This is a genomic window from Haloarchaeobius litoreus, from assembly GCF_024495425.1.
Lineage (GTDB): Archaea > Halobacteriota > Halobacteria > Halobacteriales > Natrialbaceae > Haloarchaeobius > Haloarchaeobius litoreus.
This window is the reverse complement of sequence record NZ_JANHJR010000002.1, coordinates 404,671-426,757: the sequence shown is the minus strand read 5'-3', so window position 1 is coordinate 426,757 and position 22,087 is coordinate 404,671. Positions and strand designations below refer to the sequence as shown.

Annotated in this window: 24 protein-coding genes and 1 tRNA gene; 16 read left to right on the top strand and 9 right to left on the bottom strand. The window is 67.7% G+C overall.

Going from position 1 to position 22,087, the window contains the following annotated elements; genetic code table 11:
- Positions 1-298: 298 nt before the first annotated feature.
- Together NOW55_RS08975 and NOW55_RS08970 are read right to left on the bottom strand one after the other, a co-directional pair.
- On the bottom strand, positions 299-1,207 hold the full coding sequence (locus NOW55_RS08975) for a serine/threonine-protein kinase RIO2 (protein WP_256399758.1): 909 nt from the start codon (positions 1,205-1,207) through the stop codon (positions 299-301).
- 260 nt (positions 1,208-1,467) lie between these two features.
- Positions 1,468-2,220 carry a DUF2071 domain-containing protein gene (locus tag NOW55_RS08970; protein ID WP_256399757.1) on the bottom strand — a complete coding sequence of 251 codons (753 nt, stop codon included), beginning with the start codon at positions 2,218-2,220 and terminating at the stop codon, positions 1,468-1,470.
- Between the two features lie 124 nt (positions 2,221-2,344).
- Between NOW55_RS08970 and NOW55_RS08965 the strand changes: the two genes are divergently transcribed.
- The 9 genes from NOW55_RS08965 (at position 2,345) to NOW55_RS08925 (ending at position 11,253) form a co-directional block, all read left to right on the top strand.
- Positions 2,345-2,548: a hypothetical protein gene (locus tag NOW55_RS08965; protein ID WP_256399756.1), complete on the top strand. Its 204-nt coding sequence runs from the start codon at positions 2,345-2,347 to the stop codon at positions 2,546-2,548.
- Positions 2,549-2,607: 59 nt separating this feature from the next.
- A complete protein-coding gene (locus tag NOW55_RS08960) occupies positions 2,608-3,423 on the top strand; it encodes a lipoate--protein ligase family protein (RefSeq protein ID WP_256399755.1) in 816 nt (271 codons plus the stop codon).
- A 284-nt stretch (positions 3,424-3,707) separates the two neighbouring features.
- Positions 3,708-4,544, top strand: coding sequence for a deoxyribonuclease IV (locus tag NOW55_RS08955; RefSeq protein ID WP_256399754.1), 837 nt, complete (start codon positions 3,708-3,710; stop codon positions 4,542-4,544).
- A gap of 205 nt (positions 4,545-4,749) precedes the next feature.
- Entirely contained in the window at positions 4,750-5,553 is an 804-nt protein-coding gene (locus NOW55_RS08950) for a class I SAM-dependent methyltransferase (protein ID WP_256399753.1), read from the top strand.
- 70 nt (positions 5,554-5,623) lie between these two features.
- The gene (locus NOW55_RS08945) at positions 5,624-6,529 is read left to right on the top strand and encodes an ArsR/SmtB family transcription factor (protein WP_256399752.1); all 906 of its coding nucleotides are present in this window, start codon (positions 5,624-5,626) and stop codon (positions 6,527-6,529) included.
- 56 nt (positions 6,530-6,585) lie between these two features.
- Positions 6,586-7,665: an aminopeptidase gene (locus NOW55_RS08940; RefSeq protein WP_256399751.1), complete on the top strand. Its 1,080-nt coding sequence runs from the start codon at positions 6,586-6,588 to the stop codon at positions 7,663-7,665.
- 296 nt (positions 7,666-7,961) lie between these two features.
- Positions 7,962-8,915: a hypothetical protein gene (locus NOW55_RS08935; protein ID WP_256399750.1), complete on the top strand. Its 954-nt coding sequence runs from the start codon at positions 7,962-7,964 to the stop codon at positions 8,913-8,915.
- 57 nt (positions 8,916-8,972) lie between these two features.
- A complete protein-coding gene (locus tag NOW55_RS08930; protein WP_256399749.1) occupies positions 8,973-10,061 on the top strand; it encodes an aminopeptidase in 1,089 nt (362 codons plus the stop codon).
- A 91-nt stretch (positions 10,062-10,152) separates the two neighbouring features.
- Complete coding sequence (locus tag NOW55_RS08925) at positions 10,153-11,253, top strand: aminopeptidase (RefSeq protein WP_256399748.1); 1,101 nt, start codon at positions 10,153-10,155, stop codon at positions 11,251-11,253.
- 142 nt (positions 11,254-11,395) lie between these two features.
- Here NOW55_RS08925 and NOW55_RS08920 read toward each other — a convergent pair whose 3' ends face one another.
- The 4 genes from NOW55_RS08920 to NOW55_RS08905 all read right to left on the bottom strand — a co-directional run bounded on the left by NOW55_RS08920 (position 11,396) and on the right by NOW55_RS08905 (position 15,402).
- A complete protein-coding gene (locus tag NOW55_RS08920) occupies positions 11,396-12,049 on the bottom strand; it encodes a DUF7095 family protein (RefSeq protein ID WP_256399747.1) in 654 nt (217 codons plus the stop codon).
- Positions 12,050-12,057: 8 nt separating this feature from the next.
- The gene (locus NOW55_RS08915; RefSeq protein ID WP_256399746.1) at positions 12,058-14,190 is read right to left on the bottom strand and encodes a histidine kinase N-terminal 7TM domain-containing protein; all 2,133 of its coding nucleotides are present in this window, start codon (positions 14,188-14,190) and stop codon (positions 12,058-12,060) included.
- Positions 14,191-14,323: 133 nt separating this feature from the next.
- Positions 14,324-14,776, bottom strand: a complete 453-nt coding sequence (locus NOW55_RS08910; RefSeq protein ID WP_256399745.1) for a DUF4442 domain-containing protein — start codon at positions 14,774-14,776, stop codon at positions 14,324-14,326.
- A gap of 194 nt (positions 14,777-14,970) precedes the next feature.
- Positions 14,971-15,402: a lamin tail domain-containing protein gene (locus NOW55_RS08905; RefSeq protein WP_256399744.1), complete on the bottom strand. Its 432-nt coding sequence runs from the start codon at positions 15,400-15,402 to the stop codon at positions 14,971-14,973.
- Positions 15,403-15,536: 134 nt separating this feature from the next.
- Between NOW55_RS08905 and NOW55_RS08900 the strand changes: the two genes are divergently transcribed.
- The 3 genes from NOW55_RS08900 (at position 15,537) to NOW55_RS08890 (ending at position 17,911) form a co-directional block, all read left to right on the top strand.
- Positions 15,537-16,232 carry an alpha/beta fold hydrolase gene (locus NOW55_RS08900; protein ID WP_256399743.1) on the top strand — a complete coding sequence of 232 codons (696 nt, stop codon included), beginning with the start codon at positions 15,537-15,539 and terminating at the stop codon, positions 16,230-16,232.
- 46 nt (positions 16,233-16,278) lie between these two features.
- On the top strand, positions 16,279-17,259 hold the full coding sequence (gene ncsA, locus NOW55_RS08895) for a tRNA 2-thiolation protein NcsA (RefSeq protein WP_256399742.1): 981 nt from the start codon (positions 16,279-16,281) through the stop codon (positions 17,257-17,259).
- Positions 17,260-17,368: 109 nt separating this feature from the next.
- Complete coding sequence (locus NOW55_RS08890) at positions 17,369-17,911, top strand: hypothetical protein (protein ID WP_256399741.1); 543 nt, start codon at positions 17,369-17,371, stop codon at positions 17,909-17,911.
- A gap of 45 nt (positions 17,912-17,956) precedes the next feature.
- On the opposite strand, the gene ftsZ is transcribed toward NOW55_RS08890, so the two are convergent.
- From ftsZ to NOW55_RS08875, 3 genes are all read right to left on the bottom strand, one after another.
- The gene (gene ftsZ, locus NOW55_RS08885) at positions 17,957-19,177 is read right to left on the bottom strand and encodes a cell division protein FtsZ (RefSeq protein WP_256399740.1); all 1,221 of its coding nucleotides are present in this window, start codon (positions 19,175-19,177) and stop codon (positions 17,957-17,959) included.
- A gap of 2 nt (positions 19,178-19,179) precedes the next feature.
- Entirely contained in the window at positions 19,180-19,356 is a 177-nt protein-coding gene (gene cdrS, locus NOW55_RS08880) for a transcriptional regulator CdrS (RefSeq protein ID WP_256399739.1), read from the bottom strand.
- Between the two features lie 221 nt (positions 19,357-19,577).
- Entirely contained in the window at positions 19,578-20,096 is a 519-nt protein-coding gene (locus NOW55_RS08875) for a double zinc ribbon domain-containing protein (protein WP_256399738.1), read from the bottom strand.
- Between the two features lie 146 nt (positions 20,097-20,242).
- Here NOW55_RS08875 and NOW55_RS08870 point away from each other — a divergent pair.
- The 4 genes from NOW55_RS08870 (at position 20,243) to NOW55_RS08855 (ending at position 22,063) form a co-directional block, all read left to right on the top strand.
- Positions 20,243-20,316, top strand: a tRNA-Tyr gene (locus tag NOW55_RS08870).
- Between the two features lie 226 nt (positions 20,317-20,542).
- Positions 20,543-20,734, top strand: a complete 192-nt coding sequence (locus NOW55_RS08865; RefSeq protein ID WP_256399737.1) for a hypothetical protein — start codon at positions 20,543-20,545, stop codon at positions 20,732-20,734.
- A 210-nt stretch (positions 20,735-20,944) separates the two neighbouring features.
- Positions 20,945-21,367, top strand: a complete 423-nt coding sequence (locus NOW55_RS08860) for a Rieske (2Fe-2S) protein (RefSeq protein WP_256399736.1) — start codon at positions 20,945-20,947, stop codon at positions 21,365-21,367.
- A 66-nt stretch (positions 21,368-21,433) separates the two neighbouring features.
- Complete coding sequence (locus tag NOW55_RS08855; protein ID WP_256399735.1) at positions 21,434-22,063, top strand: HAD family hydrolase; 630 nt, start codon at positions 21,434-21,436, stop codon at positions 22,061-22,063.
- The last annotated feature ends 24 nt before the right edge of the window (positions 22,064-22,087 follow it).

Genomic DNA, 22,087 nt, shown 5'->3' with positions numbered 1-22,087 from the left:
CCGTCGGCGTCGTTTCGTCCTGTCATACCACTCCGAACAGGTGGCAGTGGTATAATACCGGACCGTCCTCCCACCGGGTCGGAAAGCCGAGGGAAGTTATTTATACTGCCTCCCATCCGGCGGCTCGTCGGGCGGTCTGCACGGAATACCGACCACGACGCGGGGGATGTCAACCGGAGCGATGGCAGGGCGCCGGGCCCGAAACGAGCGCATCGGATTGGTATCGTAGAATGAAGTTTATCACAAGGTGGACGGAGGGAGCCCCGAAACCGAGACCGACATCGGAAAACCGACCGACTCAGTCGCTATGCTCCCGCACCGACTCGAACTCGCCCGTCTCGATGCTCTCGACGACCGCCGCTTCGTCGACTTCGGGAACCTGGGCCGGGTACTTGCGTGCGAAGTAGCCGACGATGTTCCGCACGTCGCGCGCGAGGAACTCGGCAGCGTTCTCGTGGTCGCTCTCGACCGCCTGTGGCCAGTCGAACACCGTCACACCGCTCTCGTCGACGAAGACGTTGTACTCGCTCATGTCGGCGTGGACGAACCCCTCCCGGTAGGCCTCCGCCATCTCCGCGAGCACCAGGTCGAGCACGCCCACGACCTGTGCATCGTCGAGCTTCGCCCGGGAGAGCTCGACGCCCTCCATCTTCTCCATCACGATTGCGTGGCGGTTCTGGTCGATGGGTTGGGGGACGGACACGTCGGGGTAGAGCTCCTCGAGCCGCTCGTACTCGCGCTCGGCGGCCTTGCGTGCGGTGTAGAGCCAGGAGACGTGCTCGCGGTCGGAGGTGTAGTCGCGCTCTTTCATCACCTGCCGGAAGTTGGTGAACCCCTCCCGGTGGTACTTCAGGGCCATCGGCCGGTAGGACTGCACCTCGTACACGTCGGACTCCTTCCCGACGCCCAGCGAGGAGCCGAAGCCGGTGACGGTGTCCCGCTCCGCGAACGTGTGCAGCGCGAGCGCGTCGTACCCCTCGAACTGCAGCTTGTAGCCCTCGTACTGGATGGTCTTCCGTTCCAGCAGGCCCCTGTCGAGACACCGGTCGAGTCGGTAGTCGACCTCCTCGGCGGTGAGTCGCGAGAACTTCGGGATCTTCGAGCGCTGGACCCACTCGGAGAAGCGCATCCCCTGCTCGACGCCCGAGAGCAGGTGGAAGTCCTCGGGCTCCAGCTCGGCGACGAGCGGGGCGACGTTCTGTACCATGGCGACCCGTAACCGGTGGGGAGGTAAAAGCCCGATGTGTCCCCGTCTGCACGGGAAGTAAACTCTATAGCGCGATATGAAATCGTGGACTGGCCGAAACCAGCCGCTCGACGGGTCGGTACCGACCAATCGAGCGAGTTTCCGCACTCGCGACGACCGGGGAACGCGAATCCCTCCCAAAATCCCCCCTGAGCGAGGCGAGCGGGACCAGGCCGTCCACTCACCTACTCAGTCAACGTGAAACTCGACGAGACCGCGCATCACCGGCCCGGGCGGGTCGGCCGCTCGACCGTGAACGACCGCCGCGGCTGCCACTCGTGGCCGATGTCGCACATCAGCAGCGCGTTGTCGAACGTGACGGCGTCCTCTGGGAACTGCTCGAAGAAGCTCGCGCGCACCGACTCGACCGAGAGCGGCTCGACGTGCCACTCGTCGGTGGCGAGTTCGACGCCCGCGAGCCGGTCGCCGGTCGGGGTCGGACAGTAGCCGACCGCACCGCACTCGTGGTACGCGGAGGCCGCCCCCACGTCGGGGAAGACGCTGCCGTCGGGCAGTCCGTCCGTCTCCATGGCGTCGACTTCGACGGTCACGTCGTGGTCGTCGTTCCGCATGTGGAGCCGGTAGCGGTCGGCGTCCTCGGTGACCGCGAAGTCGGCGTGGTAGTGCCGGCCGAAGCTCCGGGAGCCGAAGACGCTGTTGAGGCGCGAGGAGGTGTCCCGCCGGGGGACGTACACGCCCGAGCGCGTCTCGCCGTCGTCGCCCTCCCACTCGACCCCGATGCGGTGGGCCGCGTTCTCGGAGGTGACACCGACGGCGGCCGGGAGGCCACGCGGCCGCATCGCTGTCAGGCGGATGCAGCAGATACCACCGATGGCACGCTCGCCCGCCGGGCCGTCGACGGTCCGGGGACGGAAGCGGTCGGGGAGCACCGGGTCGAGCACCTGCGGCTCGATGGCGAAGTTGACGAGGATGCGTCGGTCGATGACGCCCCGGAACGTCGGCACCCAGCGCATGCCTCTCGCTGGGGCTGGCAGCGTGAAACACCTTTGGGGAGCAAGGTGTCCAGCGCGGGCCAAACCAGGTAGGCCGGACAGCCAAGCCGGTCCACCCGAACTGGAGGGTACGGAGGAACCACCGATGTCCAAGACACAGTCAGGTTCGGATTACAGCGCACTGTTCCAGAAGGTGACCGGCGAGACGGAGTTCGTCGACGAGCAGGACGAGAGTGCTGCCGAGGCGGAGCGCGAGGTCGACGACGAGATCGAGTCGTACGTCGAGCAGACCGCACGTGACGACGGGTTGGACGAGGCGGTCGAGGCACCCGACACCGACGCCGGCTAGCGCCCGGTCGCGGGGGGCGTCACGCAACGCCTTTCCCCTGACCCCACGAACCCGCAGGTATGCCTGCGGACAGGGAGTGGCGACTGATTCGCGAGGAGTCACGCGACGGCCCGACGAACATGGCGCTGGACGAGGTCGCGGCGGCGTCGGCCACGACCGACGGCGTCCGCACCCTCCGCGTCTACCAGTGGGAGCCGAGCTGCCTCTCGATGGGCTACCAGCAGGCCGCAGAGAGCGTCGACTGGGAGTTCTGCGAGCGCGAAGGTATCGACGTGACCCGCCGCCAGACCGGTGGCGGCGGCATCTACCACGACAGCCACGCCGACGTCTCCTACAGCATCATCGCGCCCGCCGACGAGCTGCCGGGCTCGCTCATGGACTGCTACGAGCTGCTCTGCGAGCCGGTCCTCGAGGCCATCCGTTCCGTCGGCGTCGACGCCGACTTCGCCGACGCGGAGTACCCCCGCATCCACCAGCCGGCCTGCTATCTGCGGGGTATCCACCCCGCCCACGACGTGCTCGCCTACGGCGACGACGAACCGCGCAAGCTCTCGGGCAACGCCCAGTACCGCCAGCGCGACGCGGTCATCCAGCACGGCTCCATCTCCTTCGACCTCGCGCCCGACAGCCACCTCGGCGTGTTCGCCGACCACGACGTGACCCCGGACCGGTTCCGCGAGCGCGTCACCGGCATCCGCCAGCAGGCCGACGTCGATCGCGAGACGTTCGTCGCCGCGCTGGAGGACTCGCTTGCGGACTGGGCGGGTGCCGACGAGGGAGCCTGGACCGACGATGAACTCGACGCTGCAGCAGAACTGGTCGAGTCGAAGTACGCTGCCGACGCGTGGGTGCGCGAGCGCGACGACTCGCGGTAGACCGTTTTCGGCCGGAGGTTTACAACTATTGTAAACTTTTGCCCTGCTGCATCGACTACTCAGCCGGGTGGCGAGCGTGCCGAAGGCCGCTCGCCGCGCTCGTGTGAGGGATGAGCACCGGAGCCGAGCGACTCGGGGCGTTCTGGCTAGTCATGGGACGGCATTTGATTTTGGGAAAACCAGCGAGGCCTTTCGAGACAGTCGTGTTCCTTCCCTACTCACGCACTAATCTCGTCTTCAACCGCTTCCGAAGCCACTTTGACCCGCTACCCCCACCCGTCGGTATGGTCAAGGTAGGCGCACACGTCTCCATCGCGGGCGGTGTCGACAACGCCGTCGGGAACCAGCTCGAAATCGGCGGCAACTGCGGACAGATCTTCACGCACTCCCCGCAGGTGTGGGACCACGGCAGCATCGAGGACGAGGAGGCCACAGCCTTCCGCGACGGCACCGCGGAGTCGCTGGAGGGCCCGTGGGTCATCCACGCGTCGTACCTCGTCAACCTCTGCACGCCCAAGGACGGGCTTCGCGAGAAGTCCATCGACTCGATGCAGCAGGAGGTCGACGCGGCCGCCGAACTCGACATCGACTACGTCAACGTCCACCTCGGCGCACACACCGGCGCGGGCGTCGAGGGCGGCATCGAGAACGCCGCGAGCGCGCTCGACGAGCTCGACGTGCCCGACGGCGTCACCGTCCTCGTCGAGTCCGACGCGGGCTCGGGCACCAAGCTCGGCGGCGACTTCGAGCACCTCGCGAGCGTGCTGGAACAGTCCGATCACGACCTCGAAGTATGCCTCGACACCGCCCACATGTTCGCCGCGGGCTACGACCTCTCGACGCCCGAAGCCGTCGAGGAGACGATGACCGAGTTCGACGACGTCGTCGGCGCGGAGAAACTGGCCTGCGTCCACCTCAACGACTCCAAGCACGAGTGCGGGACGAACAAGGACGAACACGCCCACATCGGCGACGGCTACATCGGCGACGACGGCATGCGCGCGTTCGTCAACCACGAACTGGTCCGCGACCAGCCCCTCGTGCTGGAGACCCCCACCGAGGACGGCCGGAGCTTCGCCTGGAACGTCGACAAGGTCCGGGAGCTTCGGGACGACGTCTGAGACTGGTTCTTCGGCTCGTTTTCGGATGGTGACGAAGCCCGACGAACAGCCGGAAAGCCCCGAGGTTCTCGACTCCCGGGGCTCGCTGCGCTCGCCACGCTTGCCACGCTCGCGAGCCGCGCGCCTACCGGCTGCTCCGCCACCATCGCTACCGGCTCCCGCCCCGCTTCCAATCGCTTTTCACCGACGCCTCCCAAGCCCGTCCGTGCGACGATTCGACGCGGAGTACCTCGAACACACCCGCAGCGGGATGTGGGCGGACTCGCGGGCGGCGCTCGAACCGCTCGAACTCGGAAGTGCGGACAGCGTCCTCGACGTGGGCTGTGGGACGGGCGAGTTCTCGCGCGTGCTCGCCGAGGAGACGGCCGGCCGGGTCGTGGGCTGTGACGCCGACCCGGCGCTGCTGGCGGTGGCCCGCGAGTTCGTCCCGGTCGTGGCGGGCGATGCGACGCGGCTCCCGTTCCGCGACGACGCCTTCGACCTCGTGACCTGTCAGGCGCTGCTGGTGAACCTGCCCGACCCGAGCGTCGCGGTGCGGGAGTTCGCCCGTGTCGCCGCCGACCGGGTGGCGGTCGTGGAGCCGGACAACGCCGCCGTCACTGTCGAGTCGACGGTCGACCGGGAGGCCGGGCTGGCACGGGCGGCACGGGCGGCCTACATCGCCGGGAGCGAGGTGGACCCGGCGCTCGGGAGCGAGGCAGCGGAACTCCTGGGCGAGGCCGGACTGGTCGACGTGGAGACGCGCCGGTACGAGCACACCCGGACGCTCGCACCGCCGTACGACGAGGCCGACCTGCAGGCGGTCGCGAAGAAGGCCAGCGGCGCGGGACTGGCCAGCGACGAGGCCAGCCTGCGAACGACACTCTCGGATAGCGAGTACGACGACCTCCGGGAGTCGTGGCGCGAGATGGGCCGCGAGGCCGCCGCGCAGGCCGCCGACGGCGACTACCGACGGACCGAGACGGTGCCGTTCTACGTGACGGTCGGGCGCGTGGCCGACCGCGACTGACCCCGACTGGTGGTCGTCGTGACCGACCGACGCCGAGGGACTTTTGCTGGCGGCGGGAGTTGCGTCGTCCATGAGCGACGACACGACGACAGCGGAGGAGACGGCCGACGAAGCGCCCGGGGTGGGGGCTGCCTCGGACGCCTTCGCCGTGCTCGGCGACGAGACCCGCGTCGCCATCCTGGAGGCGCTGGTCGATGCGCGTCGCGCTGACCCAGAACAGCGCGCCCTGACGTTCTCCGAACTCCGCGACCGCACCGGCGTCGCCGACTCGGGGCGGTTCAACTACCACCTCGGGAAGCTCCGCGGCCGGTTCGTCGAGGAGACCGACGACGGCTACGTGCTCACCTACGCCGGGCGCGAGGTCGTCGGGGCCATCCTCGGGGGAACCTACGACACCGACGTCGAACTCGACCCGGAGCCACTCGGCGACACGTGCACGAGGTGCGACGCCGAGCTCGTCGCCCGGTTCGACGGCGGCGACCTCGACGTCGGCTGCGAGAACGACCACACCATCCTCCGCACGACGGTGCCGCCGGGAGCCGCGACCGACCGGTCGATGCGCGAGCTCCTCGCGCTCGCAACGCGGACGACGTACGCCCGCATCGAACTGCTCGTCGGCGGCATCTGTCACGAGTGCGCTGGATGGGTCGAACGCGAGATCGTCGCGGCCCCCGACGACGCCGACATCGACTACACGTTCCGGACCAGCTGCGAGCGCTGTGGCGCGTTCACCCGCTCGTCGGCCGGCGTCGTGGTGCTCCGCGACCAGCGGTTCGTCGCGTTCTGCGACGACCACGGTATCGACGTCGCCAACCGGCTCCCGTGGACGCTCCCGTTCCTCACCGACGGCGAGACGGTCCGGACGGGCGAGGACCCGCCGCGGTATCGGGTGCGCGTCGAGGTCGACGACGAACGGCTCGACCTCACGCTGGACGGGCAGGGCGCCGTCGTCGCCAGCGAGCGAACCACAACCTAAGTGACAGAAAACTGCTTCTGGAAACCGTTAACATCACGACGCGATTCCACTCGGACATGGACCCACGAGTCGAGCGGCACGCGGAGATAATCGTCGAACACTCCACGCAGGTCGAGGAAGACGACAACGTCATCGTCAGCGCACCACCGGTCGCCGAGGACCTGGTCGTCGCCATCGCCGAGAAGCTGGGCGAGAAGGGCGCGAACCCGACCTACAGCCTGCGCAGCTCGCGGGCGAGCCGGGCGTTCATGCGCGCCTCCGACCCCGACTCCTTCACGCTCCCCGGGCACAAGCTCGCCGAGATGGAGGAGACGGACGTGGTCATCATCGTCCGCGCCGACGAGAACACGAACGAGACGGGCGACGTCGACCCCGAGACACGCTCCGCGATGACGCAGGCATGGCGACCCGTCAGCGTCGAGCGCATGGACAAGCGCTGGGTCGCCACGCAGTACCCCGCCCCGGGCAACGCACAGGACGCCGAGATGAGCACCGCAGCCTACGAGGAGTTCCTCTACGACGCCGTCAACAAGGACTGGGACGCACAACGGACGTTCCAGGAGCAGATGGTCGAGATCCTCGACCCCGCGGACGAGGTCCGCATCGTCTCAGGCGACACGACGGACATCCGGATGAGCGTCGACGGCATGGTCACCGCGAACGACTACGCCGAACTCAACCTCCCCGGCGGCGAGGTGTACACCGCGCCCGTCCCCGACAGCGTCGAGGGCGAGGTGCTGTTCGACAAACCCCTCGTCGCACAGGGCCGCGAGATCGAGGACGCCTGGCTCAAGTTCGAAGCGGGCGAGGTCGTCGAGCACGCCGCCGAGAAGAACGAGGACTTGCTCGGTGCCGTGCTCGACACCGACGAGGGCGCGCGCCGTCTCGGCGAGCTCGGCATCGGGATGAACCGCGACATCGACCGGTTCACCTACAACATCCTGTTCGACGAGAAGATGGGCGACACCATCCACCTCGCCATCGGGCAGGCCATCGAGCACACCGTGCCCGACGGCCAGCCGTTCAACGAGAGCGCGATGCACATGGACATGATCGTCGATATGAGCGAGGACTCGTTCATCGAGGTCGACGGCGAGGTCGTACAGCGAGACGGGACGTTCCGGTTCGAGGAGTAGGGAGACGCCGAGCGCAGGGAGGCATCTCCAACACGCGAGCGGGGAGCAACGCGACCCGCGAGCAGTAGCGAGGTTCTGAGCGCCAGCGAAGAACCTCGTACAGGAACGGTGAGCGCCAGCGAGCTGTGGAGAAGTAGGGCGATTCCGTGCGGAAGCCGACAGCAGCCGGCGCGAGTCGCACCTGCTCCGACAGCTTACCAACGCACAGCGATAATTTATTCGTTCTGTCCAGTTCTGGCAGGAATATTTAATAGTGGACAGATAATTGCGTTTCACACTCACGGATTCGATTACAGATGACTGATACGAATGCACACGTTTCTGGTGTTTCGACACATGCGGACGGGAACCCGCGGCGCTGGCTCCCCCTGCTCGGCGTCGTCGGGTTCCTGGTCGGCGCAGTACAGGGAGCCGAGGTCGCCCTCAGTACGTATCCGGGGGTCCTCACGGGAGCACTCTCCTCCCAGCAGCTGGGACTCCTGCTGGCACTGATGAACCCGTTCCTGCTGCTGGCCGTCGGCTACCTGTGGGCGACGGACGTTGCAGTGGAGTCCGAGTATCAGCACGCACTCGTCGCCGTCACGGCGTCGCATCTCCTCGGATTCGGGCTGGCCGTGCTTCCCCGGTTTCTGTTCCCCGAGCAGGCAGCCTACGGGTGGCCACTCGGGATCGCCGGCTTCGGCCTCGTCGAGGTGCTGCCGATACTCGCCACACCGTTCGTCCTGCTCGGCGGTGCGTCTGTCGCGTCCGTCCGGCACCGCGTGTCGGAACGGTCCGTCCGGGAGTCCGGCGCGGATTCGACGCTGTCGCTCCGATGGGCGATTGGACTCGGCGTTGCAGGCCTCCTCGCCGGTCTGGCGCGGTGGCACGTCACCGGGTTCGGGCTCGTCTTCCTGCTCGACCTGCAGACGGACCCCGCGTTGCTGCGACTGCTGACCGCCACCGCCTTCCCGCTGAGCTTCGTCCTCAACTGGGTACTGCTGTTCGGCCTCGGCTCCGTCTGGGGTCGGCAGCACGACCCGGCGAGCGAGTGGCGGTCGGTGTTCGGAATCGTACTCGTTGCCGCCGTGTTCGGGTACGTCTCCCTCTACCTCGGCCAGGTGCTGGTGGCGTCGCCCGATTCCGGCTACCTCGTCGACCCGGAGGGGGCCCTCTACCTCCTCGTCCAGACGGCTTCGTGCGTCGCCACACCATGTGTCGTCCTCGCCGGTGCGATGGTCGGCCGGTTCACCACCGACCACTCTCGGTAATCGCACAGAAACGAATTTCTGCGAGCCGTTTTGTGGCCCACGCCACAGCCTGTGTGCATGGACCCGCGAATCAGGAACCATGCAGAGATCGTCGTCGACCACTGTCTCGACGTCCAGCCCGGCGACCGGGTGCTGGTGGACGCGAAACCCGCGGTCGAGGAGTTCGTCGTCGCGCTGTACGAGGAGCTGGGAAAGCGCGACGCGATTCCGATGCGAATCGGGGCGAGCCCCCGCGCATCCCGGGCGTACCTCCGCGAGTTCGACCCAGATGCGGCGGCGCTGAAGGAGCACAAGCTGGCGGCGCTCGAAGCGGCGGACAAGCTCGTCATGGCCTGGGGGATGGCAAACACGAGAGAGACGAGCGACGTGCCCGACGAGGTGTCGAACGCGCTGGGTGAGGCGAACCAGCCCATCATGGAGGCACACCTCGACATGCCCTGGGTCGGGACGATGCACCCGCTGCCGGGCAATGCACAGGCGGCCGAGATGAGCACCGACGCCTACGAGGCGTTCGTCTACGACGCCATCGACAAGGACTGGGACGCACAACGGGCGTTCCAGCAGCAGCTGGTCGACATCCTCGACCCCGCCGACGAGGTCCGCATCGTCTCGGGCGACCGGACGGACATCACGCTCTCGGTCGCCGGGATGGACGCCGGGAACGACGACGCGAAGCGGAACCTGCCCGGCGGCGAGGCGTACACGGTGCCGGTGCCCGACGGCGTCGAGGGCGAGGTGCTGTTCGACCTGCCCGTCGTCACCCGCGGCGAGGAGCTGGAGAACGTCTGGCTCCGGTTCGAGGACGGCGAGGTCGTGGAGTTCGAGGCGGAGTCGGGCGAGGATACCCTCGAATCCATCCTCGAACGTGACGACGGCTCGCATCGCCTCGGCGAACTCGGCATCGGCATGAACCGCGACATCGACCGGCTCACGAACCACATGCTGTTCGACGAGAAGATGGGCGACACCGTCCACCTCGCGCTCGGGCGGTGTCTCGACGAGGTCGTCCCCGAGGGGATGTCGGGCAACGAGAGCTCGCTCCACGTCGATATGCTCGTCGACATGAGCGAGGACTCGTTCATCGCGGTCGACGGCGAGGTCGTGCAGCGCGACGGGACGTTCAGATTCGAGGACGGGTTCGAGTAGTCGGGGGGACTCCCCCCGCGACAAACCATCAATCGCTATACAGAATAATCGTTCTGAAAATCATTATCCCCCGTGCGGGACACCCCCAGTTATGGACGACAGAGTCCGCGAACACGCACGCATCATCGTCGAACACTCCATCGACCTGCAGGCAGGCGACGAGGTCCTCCTCTCCGGGGGCGAACTCGCCGAGGACCTGCTCATCGCGCTCCACGAGGAGATCGGAAAACGGGGCGCGTTCCCCGTCGTGTGGAGCCGGCCTTCGCGAGCGCACCGGGCGTTCATGCACGCGATGGACCCCGAGAACTACGACGACGTCCCGGACACGCTGGCGGCGATGGTCGAGCACGTCGACGCCACCGTGGGCATCCGAGCGGCGAAGAACACCCACGAGCAGGGGGACATCCCGCCGGAGAAGAACACGGCGATGGCGACGCTGTTCCAGCCCATCCAGTCCCAGATGATGGAGAAACGGTGGGTGGGCACGCAGTACCCCGCCCCGGGCAACGCACAGGACGCCGAGATGAGCACCGAAGCGTACGAGGAGTTCGTCTGGAACGCCATCAACAAGGACTGGGAGGAACAGCGCGAGTTCCAGCAACCGATGGCCGACAGGCTCGACGAGGGCAGCGAGGTCCACATCGTGAGCGGCGACACGACGGACATCGTGATGAGCATCGAGGGCACCGTCGGCAAGAACGACCACGCCGAGAACAACCTGCCCGGCGGCGAGGTGTTCACCGCGCCCGTCCCCGATTCGGTCGAGGGCGAGGTGCTGTTCGACATGCCGCTGATGGCTCACGGGCGGGAGGTACAGGACGTCCACCTGACGTTCGAGGACGGCGAGGTCGTCGACTTCAGCGCCGGCAAGAACGAGGAGGTGCTGGCAGCCGTGCTGGACACCGACGACGGCGCGAAGCGAATCGGTGAACTGGGTATCGGCATGAACCGCGACATCGACCGGTTCACCTACAACATGCTGTTCGACGAGAAGATGGGCGACACCGTCCACATGGCCCTCGGGCGTGCCTACGAGGAGAACGTCCCCGAGGACTGCGACGTCGAGCGCAACGAGTCCGCCATCCACATGGACATGATCGTCGACATGAGCGAGGACTCGACCATCACCATCGACGGCGAACTCGTCCAGCAGGACGGCACGTTCTGGTTCGAGGACGGGTTCGAGGAGTAGCGAGGGTTCGAGCGCCAGCGAGAAATCTCGAACCGAAACGGCGAGCGCAGCGAGCCGTGGAGGAGTAGGGAGACGCCGAGCGCAGGGAGACGTCTCCGAGATTCGAGCGGGGAGCGCGAGCGACCCGCGAGCGGGAGCGCGTCTACACCACGTCGCCGCGCACCGTCGCACCCTCCTGCTGCTCGCGCCACTGGTGCAGTTCGGCGGCGGCCGCCTCCGCCTGCTCGTCCTCCAGTCCCAGCATCCCGAGCGCCCGGGAGAGCGTCGGCAGCGCCAGTTCGGACTCGCGAAGTTTGCGCATCGCCTCGTCGCTGCGCCGGCCGTCGACCCAGAGACAGACGCCGCGGGGGTCGAGCAGGGTCGACCAGTCCTCGCGCCGCTTCGCGCCGGCGAGGCGCTGGGTGACGTTGTCGTCGAAGCTGGCGTTGCACACCTCCAGATGGACGGGTTCGTCCTCGTCGGGGAGCAGGTGCGCGCCGAGGCACTTCTCGGGGGCGGCGTGGCCGTTGGCGTTCGCGCGGAGGTGCTCCGGGTACTCGTCGGCCCACTCCGTCCGGACGGTCTGTCCGACGCCCTGGACGCCGTACTCCGCCTCGAACTCGTCGGCGCGGGAGGCGTCGCCGCCGAGCAGGATGTCCTTCGTGAGGTAGACGTCGAGGCGGTCGACGGGATCCAGGCCGAGCGCCACGTCGCCGTACACCCAGACCTCGCGGACCGGCACGGGCATCTCCTCGTGCTCGATGGTGTCGAGGATAGCCGCGACGCGGTCGAGCGCGTCGTCGCGTGGGAGGCTCATACCCGCGGCTACTCGTCGGAGGTGGATAACGCCCTCGCTCCGTCGGCGGACGTGTCGGCAGCGCTGACGCCGGTCGGCCTGTCTGCCCGGGGGAGCCTGAGGGTGACTGTCGTGCCGTCCTCGACGTCGAACTCGAGATCGCCACGGACCGAACGGACGACCCAGATGACGAGCCAGAGCCCGACGCCGCTACCGTGTTCGAGCGCCGTCTCCTTGCGGTTCCGCAGCGGGTCGAGCTCGTCGACGGGGATGCCCGGGCCGTCGTCGCTGACCTGCACGCGGACATCCTCGGGCTCGGCAGTCGCCGTGATGGTGATCGCGGGCTCGCCGTCGCAGTGCTCGATGCTGTTCTCCACCAGCTCGGTGAACGCGACCTCGAACGCGTCGCCGGCCCGCACCGGCGGAAGGTCCTCGAGGTCGGTCTCGACGCTCACGTCGGGGTGAGCGAGCCGCACGCTGTCGACGGTCTTCTCGATGACCATGGTCGGGTCGACGAGTCGCCGCTCGTCGGCGCGCAGCTCGGCGGTGACGCGCTGGAGCTTGTCGCTGCGCTCGACGACCTTCTCGACGCGCTCCTCGATGGCGTCGACGTACTCCGCGATGGGTGGGTCGGTCGGTGCGTCGTCGCCGGGGCGCGTCTCCGCCTCGCCGTCGACCGCGGCCTCCGAGAGCAGGTCGGCGTAGCCCTGAACGACGGTCATGTCGTTCCGGAGGTTGTGCCGGAGGAGCCGGCGCATGACGTCGGTCTGCTGCTCGCGTCGCTTGCGCTCGGTCACGTCCCGGGAGTTGACGATGATGCCGTCGACGACGGGGTCGTCGGTCCGGTTGCGTGCGCGGGCCTCCAGCCAGCGCCAGGAGCCGTCGGCGTGCAGGAACCGGAACTCCAGCGTCGCCTCGGAGCCCGGCTCGGCGAGTTGCCCGGTCAGCGTCTCCGCGATGTGCTCGCGGTCGTCGGGGTGGACGTACTCCAGCGCCGACTCGCCGACGAGTTCGGGCTGGGCGTAGCCGAGCACCTCCTCGACCGACGGCGTCTCGTAGGTGATGGCACCGGCCTCGTCGATGACGGTGACGATGTCGAGCGAGCGGTCGAGCAGCGCCTGGTAGCGCTCCTCGGTCTGCTTTCGGTCGGTGACGTCCCGGAGCGTGACGACCCGGCCGGTGACGGTTCCGTAGCCGCGGTCGAGCTCCGACTCCCGCAGGTCGTAGTGTCTGGTCTCGCCGCCACGCTCGAGCGCGAGCATGCGCGTCCCGTCCTCGAGCGCGGCGGCCAGCGACGGGGCCACCGCCGCCAGCGGCTCGCCGATTACGTCCGACGTGGAGATGTCGAACACCTCCTCGGCGGCCGGGTTCGCGTCGACCACCCGGTTGGACTCGTTGAGGACGACGATGGCGTCGGGCAGCGTCGCGATGAGCTCGTCGCGGGCGAGCTCGCGCGTCGCCGGCGACACGTCGAGCAAGCGCTGGCTGCGGATCGCCGCGAGCAGGAGCAGACTGCAGACGGCGAAGGCCATGTTCGTCGGGTCGAGCCCCGGCGGGGTGAGGCCGGAGACGTAGGCGACGTTCGCCACGAGGACGACGGCGACCCCGAGGACGAACGCAGTCCCCTGGACGAGGTACACCCCGCGGGAGAGCAGCGACGTCCGCACGATGAGGGCGATACCGAGGCCGATGACGAGGTAGGAGTAGGCGACGTGTGCGAAAAAGGCCGGGCCGAGCGACTCGGTGATGATCCAGTAGCCACCCTCGGCGAGCCGACGGCCGGTCGCCCGTCTGACGAGACCGTGCCCCGACGTCCAGACGAGCAGGGAGAGCACCACAGGTTCGACGCCCAGCGCGCCGAGCAGTCGACGGTCCAGCCCGTCGAGCCGGCCCGTGTACTCCAGCGCGAGCAGCAGGAACGCCGGCGGAACCAGCGTCGAGGCCGTGATCTCGACGTTCGTCCACAGCGTCTTCGCGGCCGTCCCCGTCGCGCTGACGTTGCCGAGCTCGCCGGCCGTCCAGACCGCCGTCGCGGCCGCGAACACCGCGAGCGGTGCACCACCCGGCACGTCCCGGTTCCGGACCGCGAATGCGGCGACCGCGACCGAGAGCACCAGCGAGCAGACCAGCGGCAGGTGGTACGGCGTCAGCTGCAGCGCCATCGCTCACCCCGGCGGAGCGGTCCGTCCCGCGGACCCACGGCTGGCTGCCGCTCGAACGACGGCGACCGACAGGGAGGACGAAATACGATAATCGTCTGGTATGAGGTCCAGACGCCAAAGAAGGTTGTTGCCGTCAGTCCCGCCCCACGTACACCGTCTTCTCGACGGTCGCGTGCGTCGTCCCGTCGGCCGAGATGACGTCGACCTCGTACTCGCGGTCGACGCTCTCCTCGCTCCGCAGGCGCTCCCGTATCGTCGTCAGTTCCTCGTCGGACAGCCGGAACCGGGCGTACAGGTCCTCGGTGCCGGGGCGTTTGAACGCCACCGACGCAGCCCTGTCCCACACCGTGTACTCGTCCGGCAACGCCTGGATGAGCATCATCGCGTAGATGGGGTCACACGCCCCGTAGATGCTCCCGCCGAACGTCGTCCCCATGTAGTTCCGCGTCCGGAGGTTCTGCGGGATCTCGACCCTGACCTCCTGCCAGTCCTCGGCGATGTACCGGACCCGTCCGCCCGTCCCCCGATACGACGGCCACAGGTTGAACCCGAGCCGCTGCAGCCGGGTGCGCCACGATTCGCTCATTGGTTCTGTTCGAGGCCGTTCGAGGTTGTGAGTGCTGTGGAACTGATGTCGCGTCGTCTCGTGTTTTCGACGCCGCTGTGCTCGGTCGACGGCGTCGCGTGTGGCGGAGACAGCCAGACCGCCCCGCCCGTCGATGGTATCGCTGCGATCGACATCGCCCAGAAAGTCCCGGGTAACAGACGACGAACGCTGGGTCAGCCCGGACACGTCGTACTGCCGACGATGGTGCCCTGCGGGCCGACGAGTGTGACGCGGCCGTCGGGACAGAGGTGCTCGTCGCGGTTCGCACCGCGGACGAACTTCGGGGGGTCGGAGCGGTCCATGCCCTCGATGACGCTCGTGGACTCGACGGCGACCCAGCTCCCGGGTTCGAGCGTGAGGCGGTCGAACTCGTAGACGACGCCGTCGTCGTACTCCAGGGTGTAGCCACGCATCGGCACGTCGGTCGCGCCGTCGTTGTGGACGTAGACGCGTTCGCCGTTCTCGCCGGGGCGTTCGATGTCGAGACGGAGCTCGGCGTCGGACGGGTGGGTGCCGGGGGCCTCGACGGTGTCGAACGTGCTGAGGCAGCCGCCGAGGCTCGCGACGACCGTGGTCAGGACCGCACGGCGGGACGCCGGATACATGGCACGGGCTTGCAGGGGGAGGCACAAATACGTGTCCGACACGGGGAGACGGACCGCGCTGGCGGAGCGGCCGGGAGAGACGGTGGGTCGACAGTTCTGGGACGTTTATGGCGCGCCGGTCCGACGGACGTGGTATGCAACCACGGGTCACGAACGAGAACGGGGATGCGGACCTGGTGTTCGTCCTCGGCTGGGGGAACCGCCACGAGCACGAGAACGTGGACTGGCTGGTCGGGCAGTTCGCCGACGCGGGCTACCGTGTCCACGCGCTCCAGATACCCGTCTTCCCGGACGACTTCTACGCGGACTACGTGGAGCCGGTGCGGTCGTACGTCGCCGACCTCGACGAGTTCCGGCTCGCGGGCCACAGCACAGGCGGGCTCATCGCGGCGTTCCTCGACGGGGCCGAGACGACGACCTACCTGAGCCCGTGGTGGGACTTCCCGCCGGAGTCGAAGGGCGCGCTGTTCTCGCTCGTCTCGAAGCTGGGGCTCGACGCGAGGTTCATCCCCTCCGGGGTCGACGACCGGCGCGCCATCGGCGAGCTGACGACCGACCGGCAGCTGGCAGCTATCCCTGCCAAGGTGTCGCCGCGGTTCGTCCGCGAGGCGCGTCGTGGCCACCGCGACCGGCCAGCCATCGACGAGGACGCCGTGGTGTTCTGCTCGCTGCGGGACCAGGTCGTCAGCGTCAGAGCCATCGGCGAGGCGGCCGACGCCGACCAGATCCGCATCTACGAGGGCGGCCACGAGCTGTTCTCCTCGCGCCGTCGCGACGCGTACGTGGACGCGGTCCTCCGGTCGGTGGACGGTGGGCTGGACGCGGTCTGAACCGACAGCGAAACCCGTATCCCGCCGGACGGGGTAGGAACCGCCGATGACCGAGTGCACCAGGTGCGGCCGCGAGGCCGTCATGCACGCCGCCTACTCCGGGGCACACCTCTGTGAGTCGCACTTCCGCGAATCCGTCGAGAAGCGGGTGCGAAAGCGCGTCCGCGAGGACGGCCTGGTGCCACGCGACGCCACGCCCGAGGACCCCGAGACGTGGGTGATCGGGCTCTCCGGCGGGAAGGACAGCGTCGTCCTCACCCAGATCCTCGACGAGACGTTCGCCGAGGACCCCCGCATCGAGCTGGTCGCGCTGACCATCCACGAGGGCATCGAGGGCTACCGCGACGAGAGCGTCGACGCCTGCGTCGAACTCGCCGACGAGCTCTCGATGCGCCACGAGCTGGTCACCTACGAGGAGGAGTTCGGTGTCCGCATGGACGACGTGGTCGAGGACGACCCCGAGAACATGGCCGCCTGTGCCTACTGCGGCGTGTTCCGCCGAGACCTGCTCGAACGCTACGCCGACGAGTTCGGCGCGGACAAGCTCCTGACGGGCCACAACCTCGACGACGAGGCCCAGACCGCGATGATGAACTTCCTGGAGGGCGACGTCGCCCAGATGGCCAAGCACTTCGACGCCTCGATCGGCGGCTTCGACGGCGACGACGCCCGCAGCGAGCAGGACGAGTTCGTCCCCCGCGCGAAGCCGCTGCGCGACGTGCCCGAGAAGGAGGTCGCGCTCTACTGCCATCTCCGCGACCTGCCCGCCCACATCACGGAGTGCCCGCACTCCAGCGAGGCCTACCGCGGGGAGATCCAGCAGCTGCTGTACGGGCTGGAGGAGAACCACCCCGGCACCCGCCACTCCATCATGGCCGGCTACGAGGAGCTCGCGGGCGTGCTCGCGGATCGGTACGACGAGGACGGCGACGGCCCCGACCTGCACGAGTGCGAGGACTGCGGCGCGACGACGACCAGAGAGCGCTGCCGGAAGTGCTCGCTGCTCGACTCGCTCGAAGCGGTCTGAATCGACTGTTTTCGCCGTCCATCCGGGGCGTGAGACGCATCGTCGGCGAGCGTGTGACGTGTAATACACGCCCCGAAACGGATTTCCGACGCCCCCCGAAACGCCGACCATGGGACTGCTCGACACGCTGCGGAGCCTGCTCCGGTCGTCGTCGGACGGTTCGATCGAGGACCCGGCCGAGCGCGCGACCCCGGCGTCGGACCCCGACCGGATGTACGCCACCGCTCCGTCCGACGATACCGACGACGATGGCCCTGCCCTCGACCCCGTCGGGACGGAGCGTCCGTCTGACCCACCCGAGCTGTTCACCCACGAGGCCGAGGACTGTGCCGACTTCTGGAGCGACTACGACCTCGATTTCACGACCGACTCGCTCGCACGGCTCGATGACGCCGTCGACGAGCGGTTCGACTCGCGCCGGTTCGTCGGCGTCCAGCCCGATCCGGCCGGGGGTGCCGACGCACGGGCGTTCGAGCGCGTCGTCCGCTCGTTCGGCAGCTACTGCGGCGAGACCCTCGTCCGCGACGCAGGCTGGGAGTGGACACAGCGTGGCGACTGGGTCGTCACCAACGGCGACGAGACGGTCGACCCGTTCGCCGTCGCGACCGGCGCGTTCCGGTCTGAGACGACGTTTACGTCCGTTCTGGACTGAGCTGCCGCTCCGCCGGTTGGGTCGAAAGAAGGCGCGGATACCGAGTCAGCGGATGACGTCGAGGCCGTTGTTCTGCTCGATCTCCTCCTGACCACCGTCGCCCCAGGTGCTACCGGAGTTCGAGCCGCCGCCGTTGACGGACTGGTTGCCGCCGTTCTGGACCGGCTGACCGCCGGGCTGGGCTTCGAACTCGGCTTCGTCGACGCCGTCGATGGCCTGGCGCGACTTGTTGGCCTGCTTCTGCGTGCTCGGGCCGAGCACCTGCGCGCTCTGGACGCCAGTCATGATGGCCATGACACGGACCTTGCCCTTGTAGTTCTCCTGGATGCGTGCGCCCCAGATGACGTTCGCACTGGCCTCCAGCCGTTCGGTGATGTTGTTCGCGATGCCCTCGGCCTCCTTCAGTGTGAGGTCGGGGCCACCCGTGATGTGGACGAGTCCACCGGATGCACCACGGTAGTCCACGTCCAGCAGCGGGTGGTTCATCGCGTCGTTCACCACCTCGCGGGTCTTGTTCTTGTCCTGTGTCTCGCCGACGAGCATCACCGCGACGCCACCCTGGTTCATGATGGACGTCATGTCGGCGTAGTCCAGGTTGATGAGACTGGGCTGCGTGATGGTCTCCGAGATGCCCTTGACCGTCTCGGCGATGATCTGGTCCATGACCGAGAACGCCTTGCCGATGGGCAGGTTCGGGACGTAGTCGAGCAGCCGGTTGTTGTCCAGCACGATGATGGAGTCGGCCTCCTCGCGGAGCTTCTCCAGCCCCTCCTCGGCCTTCACCGTGCGGGCGCGCTCGACGTTGAACGGCGTCGACACCATGCCGACGACGATTGCGCCCTGCTCCTTGGCGATGCTGGAGACGACCGGAGCGGCACCGGTGCCGGTCCCGCCGCCCATGCCGGCGGTCACGAACACGAGGTCCGCGTCGCCGAGCACCTCCTTGATGGTTCCCTGCGCCATCTCGGTCGCGCGCTCGCCCATCGAGGGGTCGCCGCCAGCGCCGAGCCCGTTGGTGAGGGACTTGCCGACGAGTATCTTCGTGTCGGCCTCTATCATCTTGAGGTGCTGCTTGTCGGTGTTGATGGCGACCGTGTCGGCACCGTCGACACCGATGTTGTACAGTCGGTTGACGGTGTTGTTGCCGGCGCCACCGCAACCGACGATGACGATGCGCGGGTCGCCGAACTCGTCACCCGTCGCGTCGGCCTGCTGTTTCTGCTCTCGTTCCTCGTGCTCGAGGGCTTCTTGGACGATATCCTGCATCGTTAGACCTTGGCCCAGGTTCGCTGGGTTTTCTCGTTCGACCGGTCGTTCTGCTCGTTGAGCATCTCACGGACTGCCGACCGGATCGCTTCGCTCCGGTTCGGGTACTCGCCCGTCTCGACCATCTGTTCAACCTCCTCGATCTGCTGTTTCGGTATTCGCAGTGTCACACGCTCCATGGTTCTGATTCCCCTTTGGGTAAGACGTTCCGCGTGGGATTCTTTCGCACGCGTTCCGTCTTACACACCGATTTCGTACGCGGGAGCCCCGTATTCTCCCGAATTCCTGTGTGTAAGACACCCGTCTTACGCGATTGTATGCACTGTGTCATACATAATAAAGGTACCGCCTAACTCACTGTCCGATTCGTCGTCATATGTGACGACGACCCGGATCTGTCCTACGCCGAGTCCAACACGTCCGCTGCAGGCGTCCGACGACCGCAGCTCGGGCAGAACGCCCAGTCCGACCTGATCTCGTCGCCACAGTCACAGAAGACCCGGCGCGAGGCCTTCTCACCGCAGTTCGGGCAGTACACGTGGTCCTCGCCGAGCGCCACGCCACACTGCCCACAGTCCCGGTCGACCGACCTCGGCTCCCGCTCCGGCGTCCCCAGTGATTCGTCGGACACCGACGCACGTTCCGCAGTCGCCCCCTCGAGTCGGAGGTTCACGTTCACGTCCTGCTGTCGCGTGCGCAGTTGGTGCTCCACGCGCTCGTCGACGAGTGCAGCCACCCGGTCGGCGAGGAAACCGTCCAGCGTGGCGGCCTGCACGTCGGACGAGTCACCGCGCGGGTCGGCGAACTCGTCGGCGAGGTACGCCCGAAGCGCCTCCCGGACGAGCTGGCTCTTCGACTCTTCGCGCGCCTCCAGGCGCTCGACCAGCTCGTCGTCCGCACGCACGGTAATCTTACTCATACCCGCTTTGCACACAGTTCTATGCGCCAACTATTTCAATCTATCTGCCTCGTCTGACACCCGTCGTACTACACGCCCATCATCCGGGGGGAGGGAGCGCGAATGATAACCCTTAAATCGTACTCGGCGACTACGTGAGAGTGCGCCCGCCCTTAGCTCAGACTGGTAGAGCAGTCGACTGTAGATCGACTTGCCCCCCGTTCAAATCGGGGAGGGCGGACTTCTCTGGAAGCCGATTCACAGTCGAGACCCGCTGGTGTATCTATTCTATCGGTTGACGCAGCTGTGCGAATGCGATCTAGGATGGAGAGCCGTAAACACGCACGGACGCCGGAACGGCGCGGAAGCTGCCGACGGCACCCCATATATTTCGTCTGAATCAGAAAGTACCTCGCGACGCTCGGTGCCGCTGCCGCGACGACGACCGCAGCTGTCGCGGGCTGTCGATGGACAGTGGCGGCGGCGCGCCGTTCGATGCCTCGTTCGGCGACCCAGTCACGACACAGCACAACGGCGAGAATCTCGTCTACAGTGGTGCGCACATCACCGGCACGTCCGACAGTTGGCCGGAGGTCGTCCTCGGCTCGACGTTCCGCGGCTCCCTACCGCGTCTCACCGCGGCGAGCACATCGAGCTGACGACGTTCGAGGCCACTGCTCCGACCCCGCACAGGCAGTCAGACGAGACGCGCGACCGCGACGGCGAGGTGGAACGCGAGCGTGTGGGCACGCTCCGTCCGACGTCGATACCGAGGGGCGCTGCCGTGCCTTCTCGGAGGGACCGCGAGGGCAACGGCGGGTGTCTGACAACCCACAGAAGTTAGGCGGGTGGCCGTCCACGACACGGGTATGACGACGGAGCTCACGGACGTCGAGACGGTCCACGACGAGCGGTCGTGGCTGTTCACCGCGCGGGACCCCTACGGCGAGCCCGAGGAGGTCATCCTCGTCCCCTGCGAGGAGGGAGTGGAGGCGTGGGTGAACCGATGTACACACGAGGCACAGCAGCTCGACAGGGGGTTCGGTGCGGCGATGCGGGACGGCCGGATCATCTGTCCGAAGCACGGCTCGATGTTCGACAGCTGCTCGGGCTACTGCGACAACGGCGAGGCGGCGGAGACGACGCTCGTCTCCGTCGACGTCACCGTCGAGGACGGGACGGTGTACCTCGACGACGCGACCTACGAGTTCAGCCACGAGGGCGGGGCGGACGACGACGGAGACGACGATGACGACGACATGCCGAGTTCGACCTCGCACATCGGGCTGTAGGACGACGGTGTCGTCCGGCCCGCCGGGACCGCGTCGTTCAAGTAGAATTGCGCTAGTCTCACGGTAGTGGCAGTCTCGTTCGACCTGTTCGGGACGCTGGTCGAGCGCGTCGATGCCGGGGGCGACGACCCGGCGGCGCGTGTCGGGGCCGAGCTGTCGGCCCGCGACGTGGCGGTCCCGGACGACTGGGCGGCGGCCTACCGCGAGAGACACATCGATGCGCCCGAGGGGGCGGAGGTCCCGCTCCCGGCGCACGTCTCCGCAGCGCTCGCGAGCCGTGGCGTCGACGCACCGGGGAACGCGGCCCGCCGGGCGGTCGTCGCCGCGTTCGACCCCGAGATTCGGACACGTCCGGGTGCCGTCGACGCGGTCGCGGCCGCACGCGAGGTGGGTCCGGTCGCACTGTGCTCGAACTGTTCGGTGCCGGAGCTCGTGGGCCGCACGCTCATCCGCTCCGAACTCTCCAGAGGCGACTTCGACGCCGTCGTGAGCAGCGTCGGCTGCGGGTGGCGCAAGCCCGCCTGCGAGATGTTCGAGACGACGGCCGACCGGCTCGACGCCGTCCCCGGAGATCTCGTCCACGTCGGCGACGACCCCAGGACCGACGGGGGTATCGAGGCACTGGGCGGACGCTTCGTCGACGTTGCCGACGTGCCTCTCTCCGACCTCGCCGACGAGCTGGGGTGGGACGGATGACGGCGTCGGAACGTCGGGGTACGC

Bases quoted from the DNA above. Each gene is read 5' to 3' on its own strand.
- NOW55_RS08890 (WP_256399741.1), top strand. From the start codon at position 17,369: ATGGGACTGCTCGACACGCTGCGGAGCCTGCTCCGGTCGTCGTCGGAC.
- NOW55_RS08965 (WP_256399756.1), top strand. From the start codon at position 2,345: ATGTCCAAGACACAGTCAGGTTCGGATTACAGCGCACTGTTCCAGAAG.
- NOW55_RS08945 (WP_256399752.1), top strand. From the start codon at position 5,624: ATGAGCGACGACACGACGACAGCGGAGGAGACGGCCGACGAAGCGCCC.
- NOW55_RS08955 (WP_256399754.1), top strand. From the start codon at position 3,708: ATGGTCAAGGTAGGCGCACACGTCTCCATCGCGGGCGGTGTCGACAAC.
- NOW55_RS08920 (WP_256399747.1), bottom strand. From the start codon at position 12,049: ATGAGCCTCCCACGCGACGACGCGCTCGACCGCGTCGCGGCTATCCTC.
- NOW55_RS08900 (WP_256399743.1), top strand. From the start codon at position 15,537: ATGCAACCACGGGTCACGAACGAGAACGGGGATGCGGACCTGGTGTTC.
- ncsA (WP_256399742.1), top strand. From the start codon at position 16,279: ATGACCGAGTGCACCAGGTGCGGCCGCGAGGCCGTCATGCACGCCGCC.
- cdrS (WP_256399739.1), bottom strand. From the start codon at position 19,356: ATGGAGCGTGTGACACTGCGAATACCGAAACAGCAGATCGAGGAGGTT.
- NOW55_RS08975 (WP_256399758.1), bottom strand. From the start codon at position 1,207: ATGGTACAGAACGTCGCCCCGCTCGTCGCCGAGCTGGAGCCCGAGGAC.
- NOW55_RS08915 (WP_256399746.1), bottom strand. From the start codon at position 14,190: ATGGCGCTGCAGCTGACGCCGTACCACCTGCCGCTGGTCTGCTCGCTG.
- NOW55_RS08875 (WP_256399738.1), bottom strand. From the start codon at position 20,096: ATGAGTAAGATTACCGTGCGTGCGGACGACGAGCTGGTCGAGCGCCTG.
- NOW55_RS08935 (WP_256399750.1), top strand. From the start codon at position 7,962: ATGACTGATACGAATGCACACGTTTCTGGTGTTTCGACACATGCGGAC.
- NOW55_RS08860 (WP_256399736.1), top strand. From the start codon at position 20,945: ATGACGACGGAGCTCACGGACGTCGAGACGGTCCACGACGAGCGGTCG.
- NOW55_RS08970 (WP_256399757.1), bottom strand. From the start codon at position 2,220: ATGCGCTGGGTGCCGACGTTCCGGGGCGTCATCGACCGACGCATCCTC.
- NOW55_RS08865 (WP_256399737.1), top strand. From the start codon at position 20,543: ATGGACAGTGGCGGCGGCGCGCCGTTCGATGCCTCGTTCGGCGACCCA.
- NOW55_RS08925 (WP_256399748.1), top strand. From the start codon at position 10,153: ATGGACGACAGAGTCCGCGAACACGCACGCATCATCGTCGAACACTCC.
- NOW55_RS08930 (WP_256399749.1), top strand. From the start codon at position 8,973: ATGGACCCGCGAATCAGGAACCATGCAGAGATCGTCGTCGACCACTGT.
- NOW55_RS08960 (WP_256399755.1), top strand. From the start codon at position 2,608: ATGCCTGCGGACAGGGAGTGGCGACTGATTCGCGAGGAGTCACGCGAC.
- ftsZ (WP_256399740.1), bottom strand. From the start codon at position 19,177: ATGCAGGATATCGTCCAAGAAGCCCTCGAGCACGAGGAACGAGAGCAG.
- NOW55_RS08910 (WP_256399745.1), bottom strand. From the start codon at position 14,776: ATGAGCGAATCGTGGCGCACCCGGCTGCAGCGGCTCGGGTTCAACCTG.
- NOW55_RS08905 (WP_256399744.1), bottom strand. From the start codon at position 15,402: ATGTATCCGGCGTCCCGCCGTGCGGTCCTGACCACGGTCGTCGCGAGC.
- NOW55_RS08940 (WP_256399751.1), top strand. From the start codon at position 6,586: ATGGACCCACGAGTCGAGCGGCACGCGGAGATAATCGTCGAACACTCC.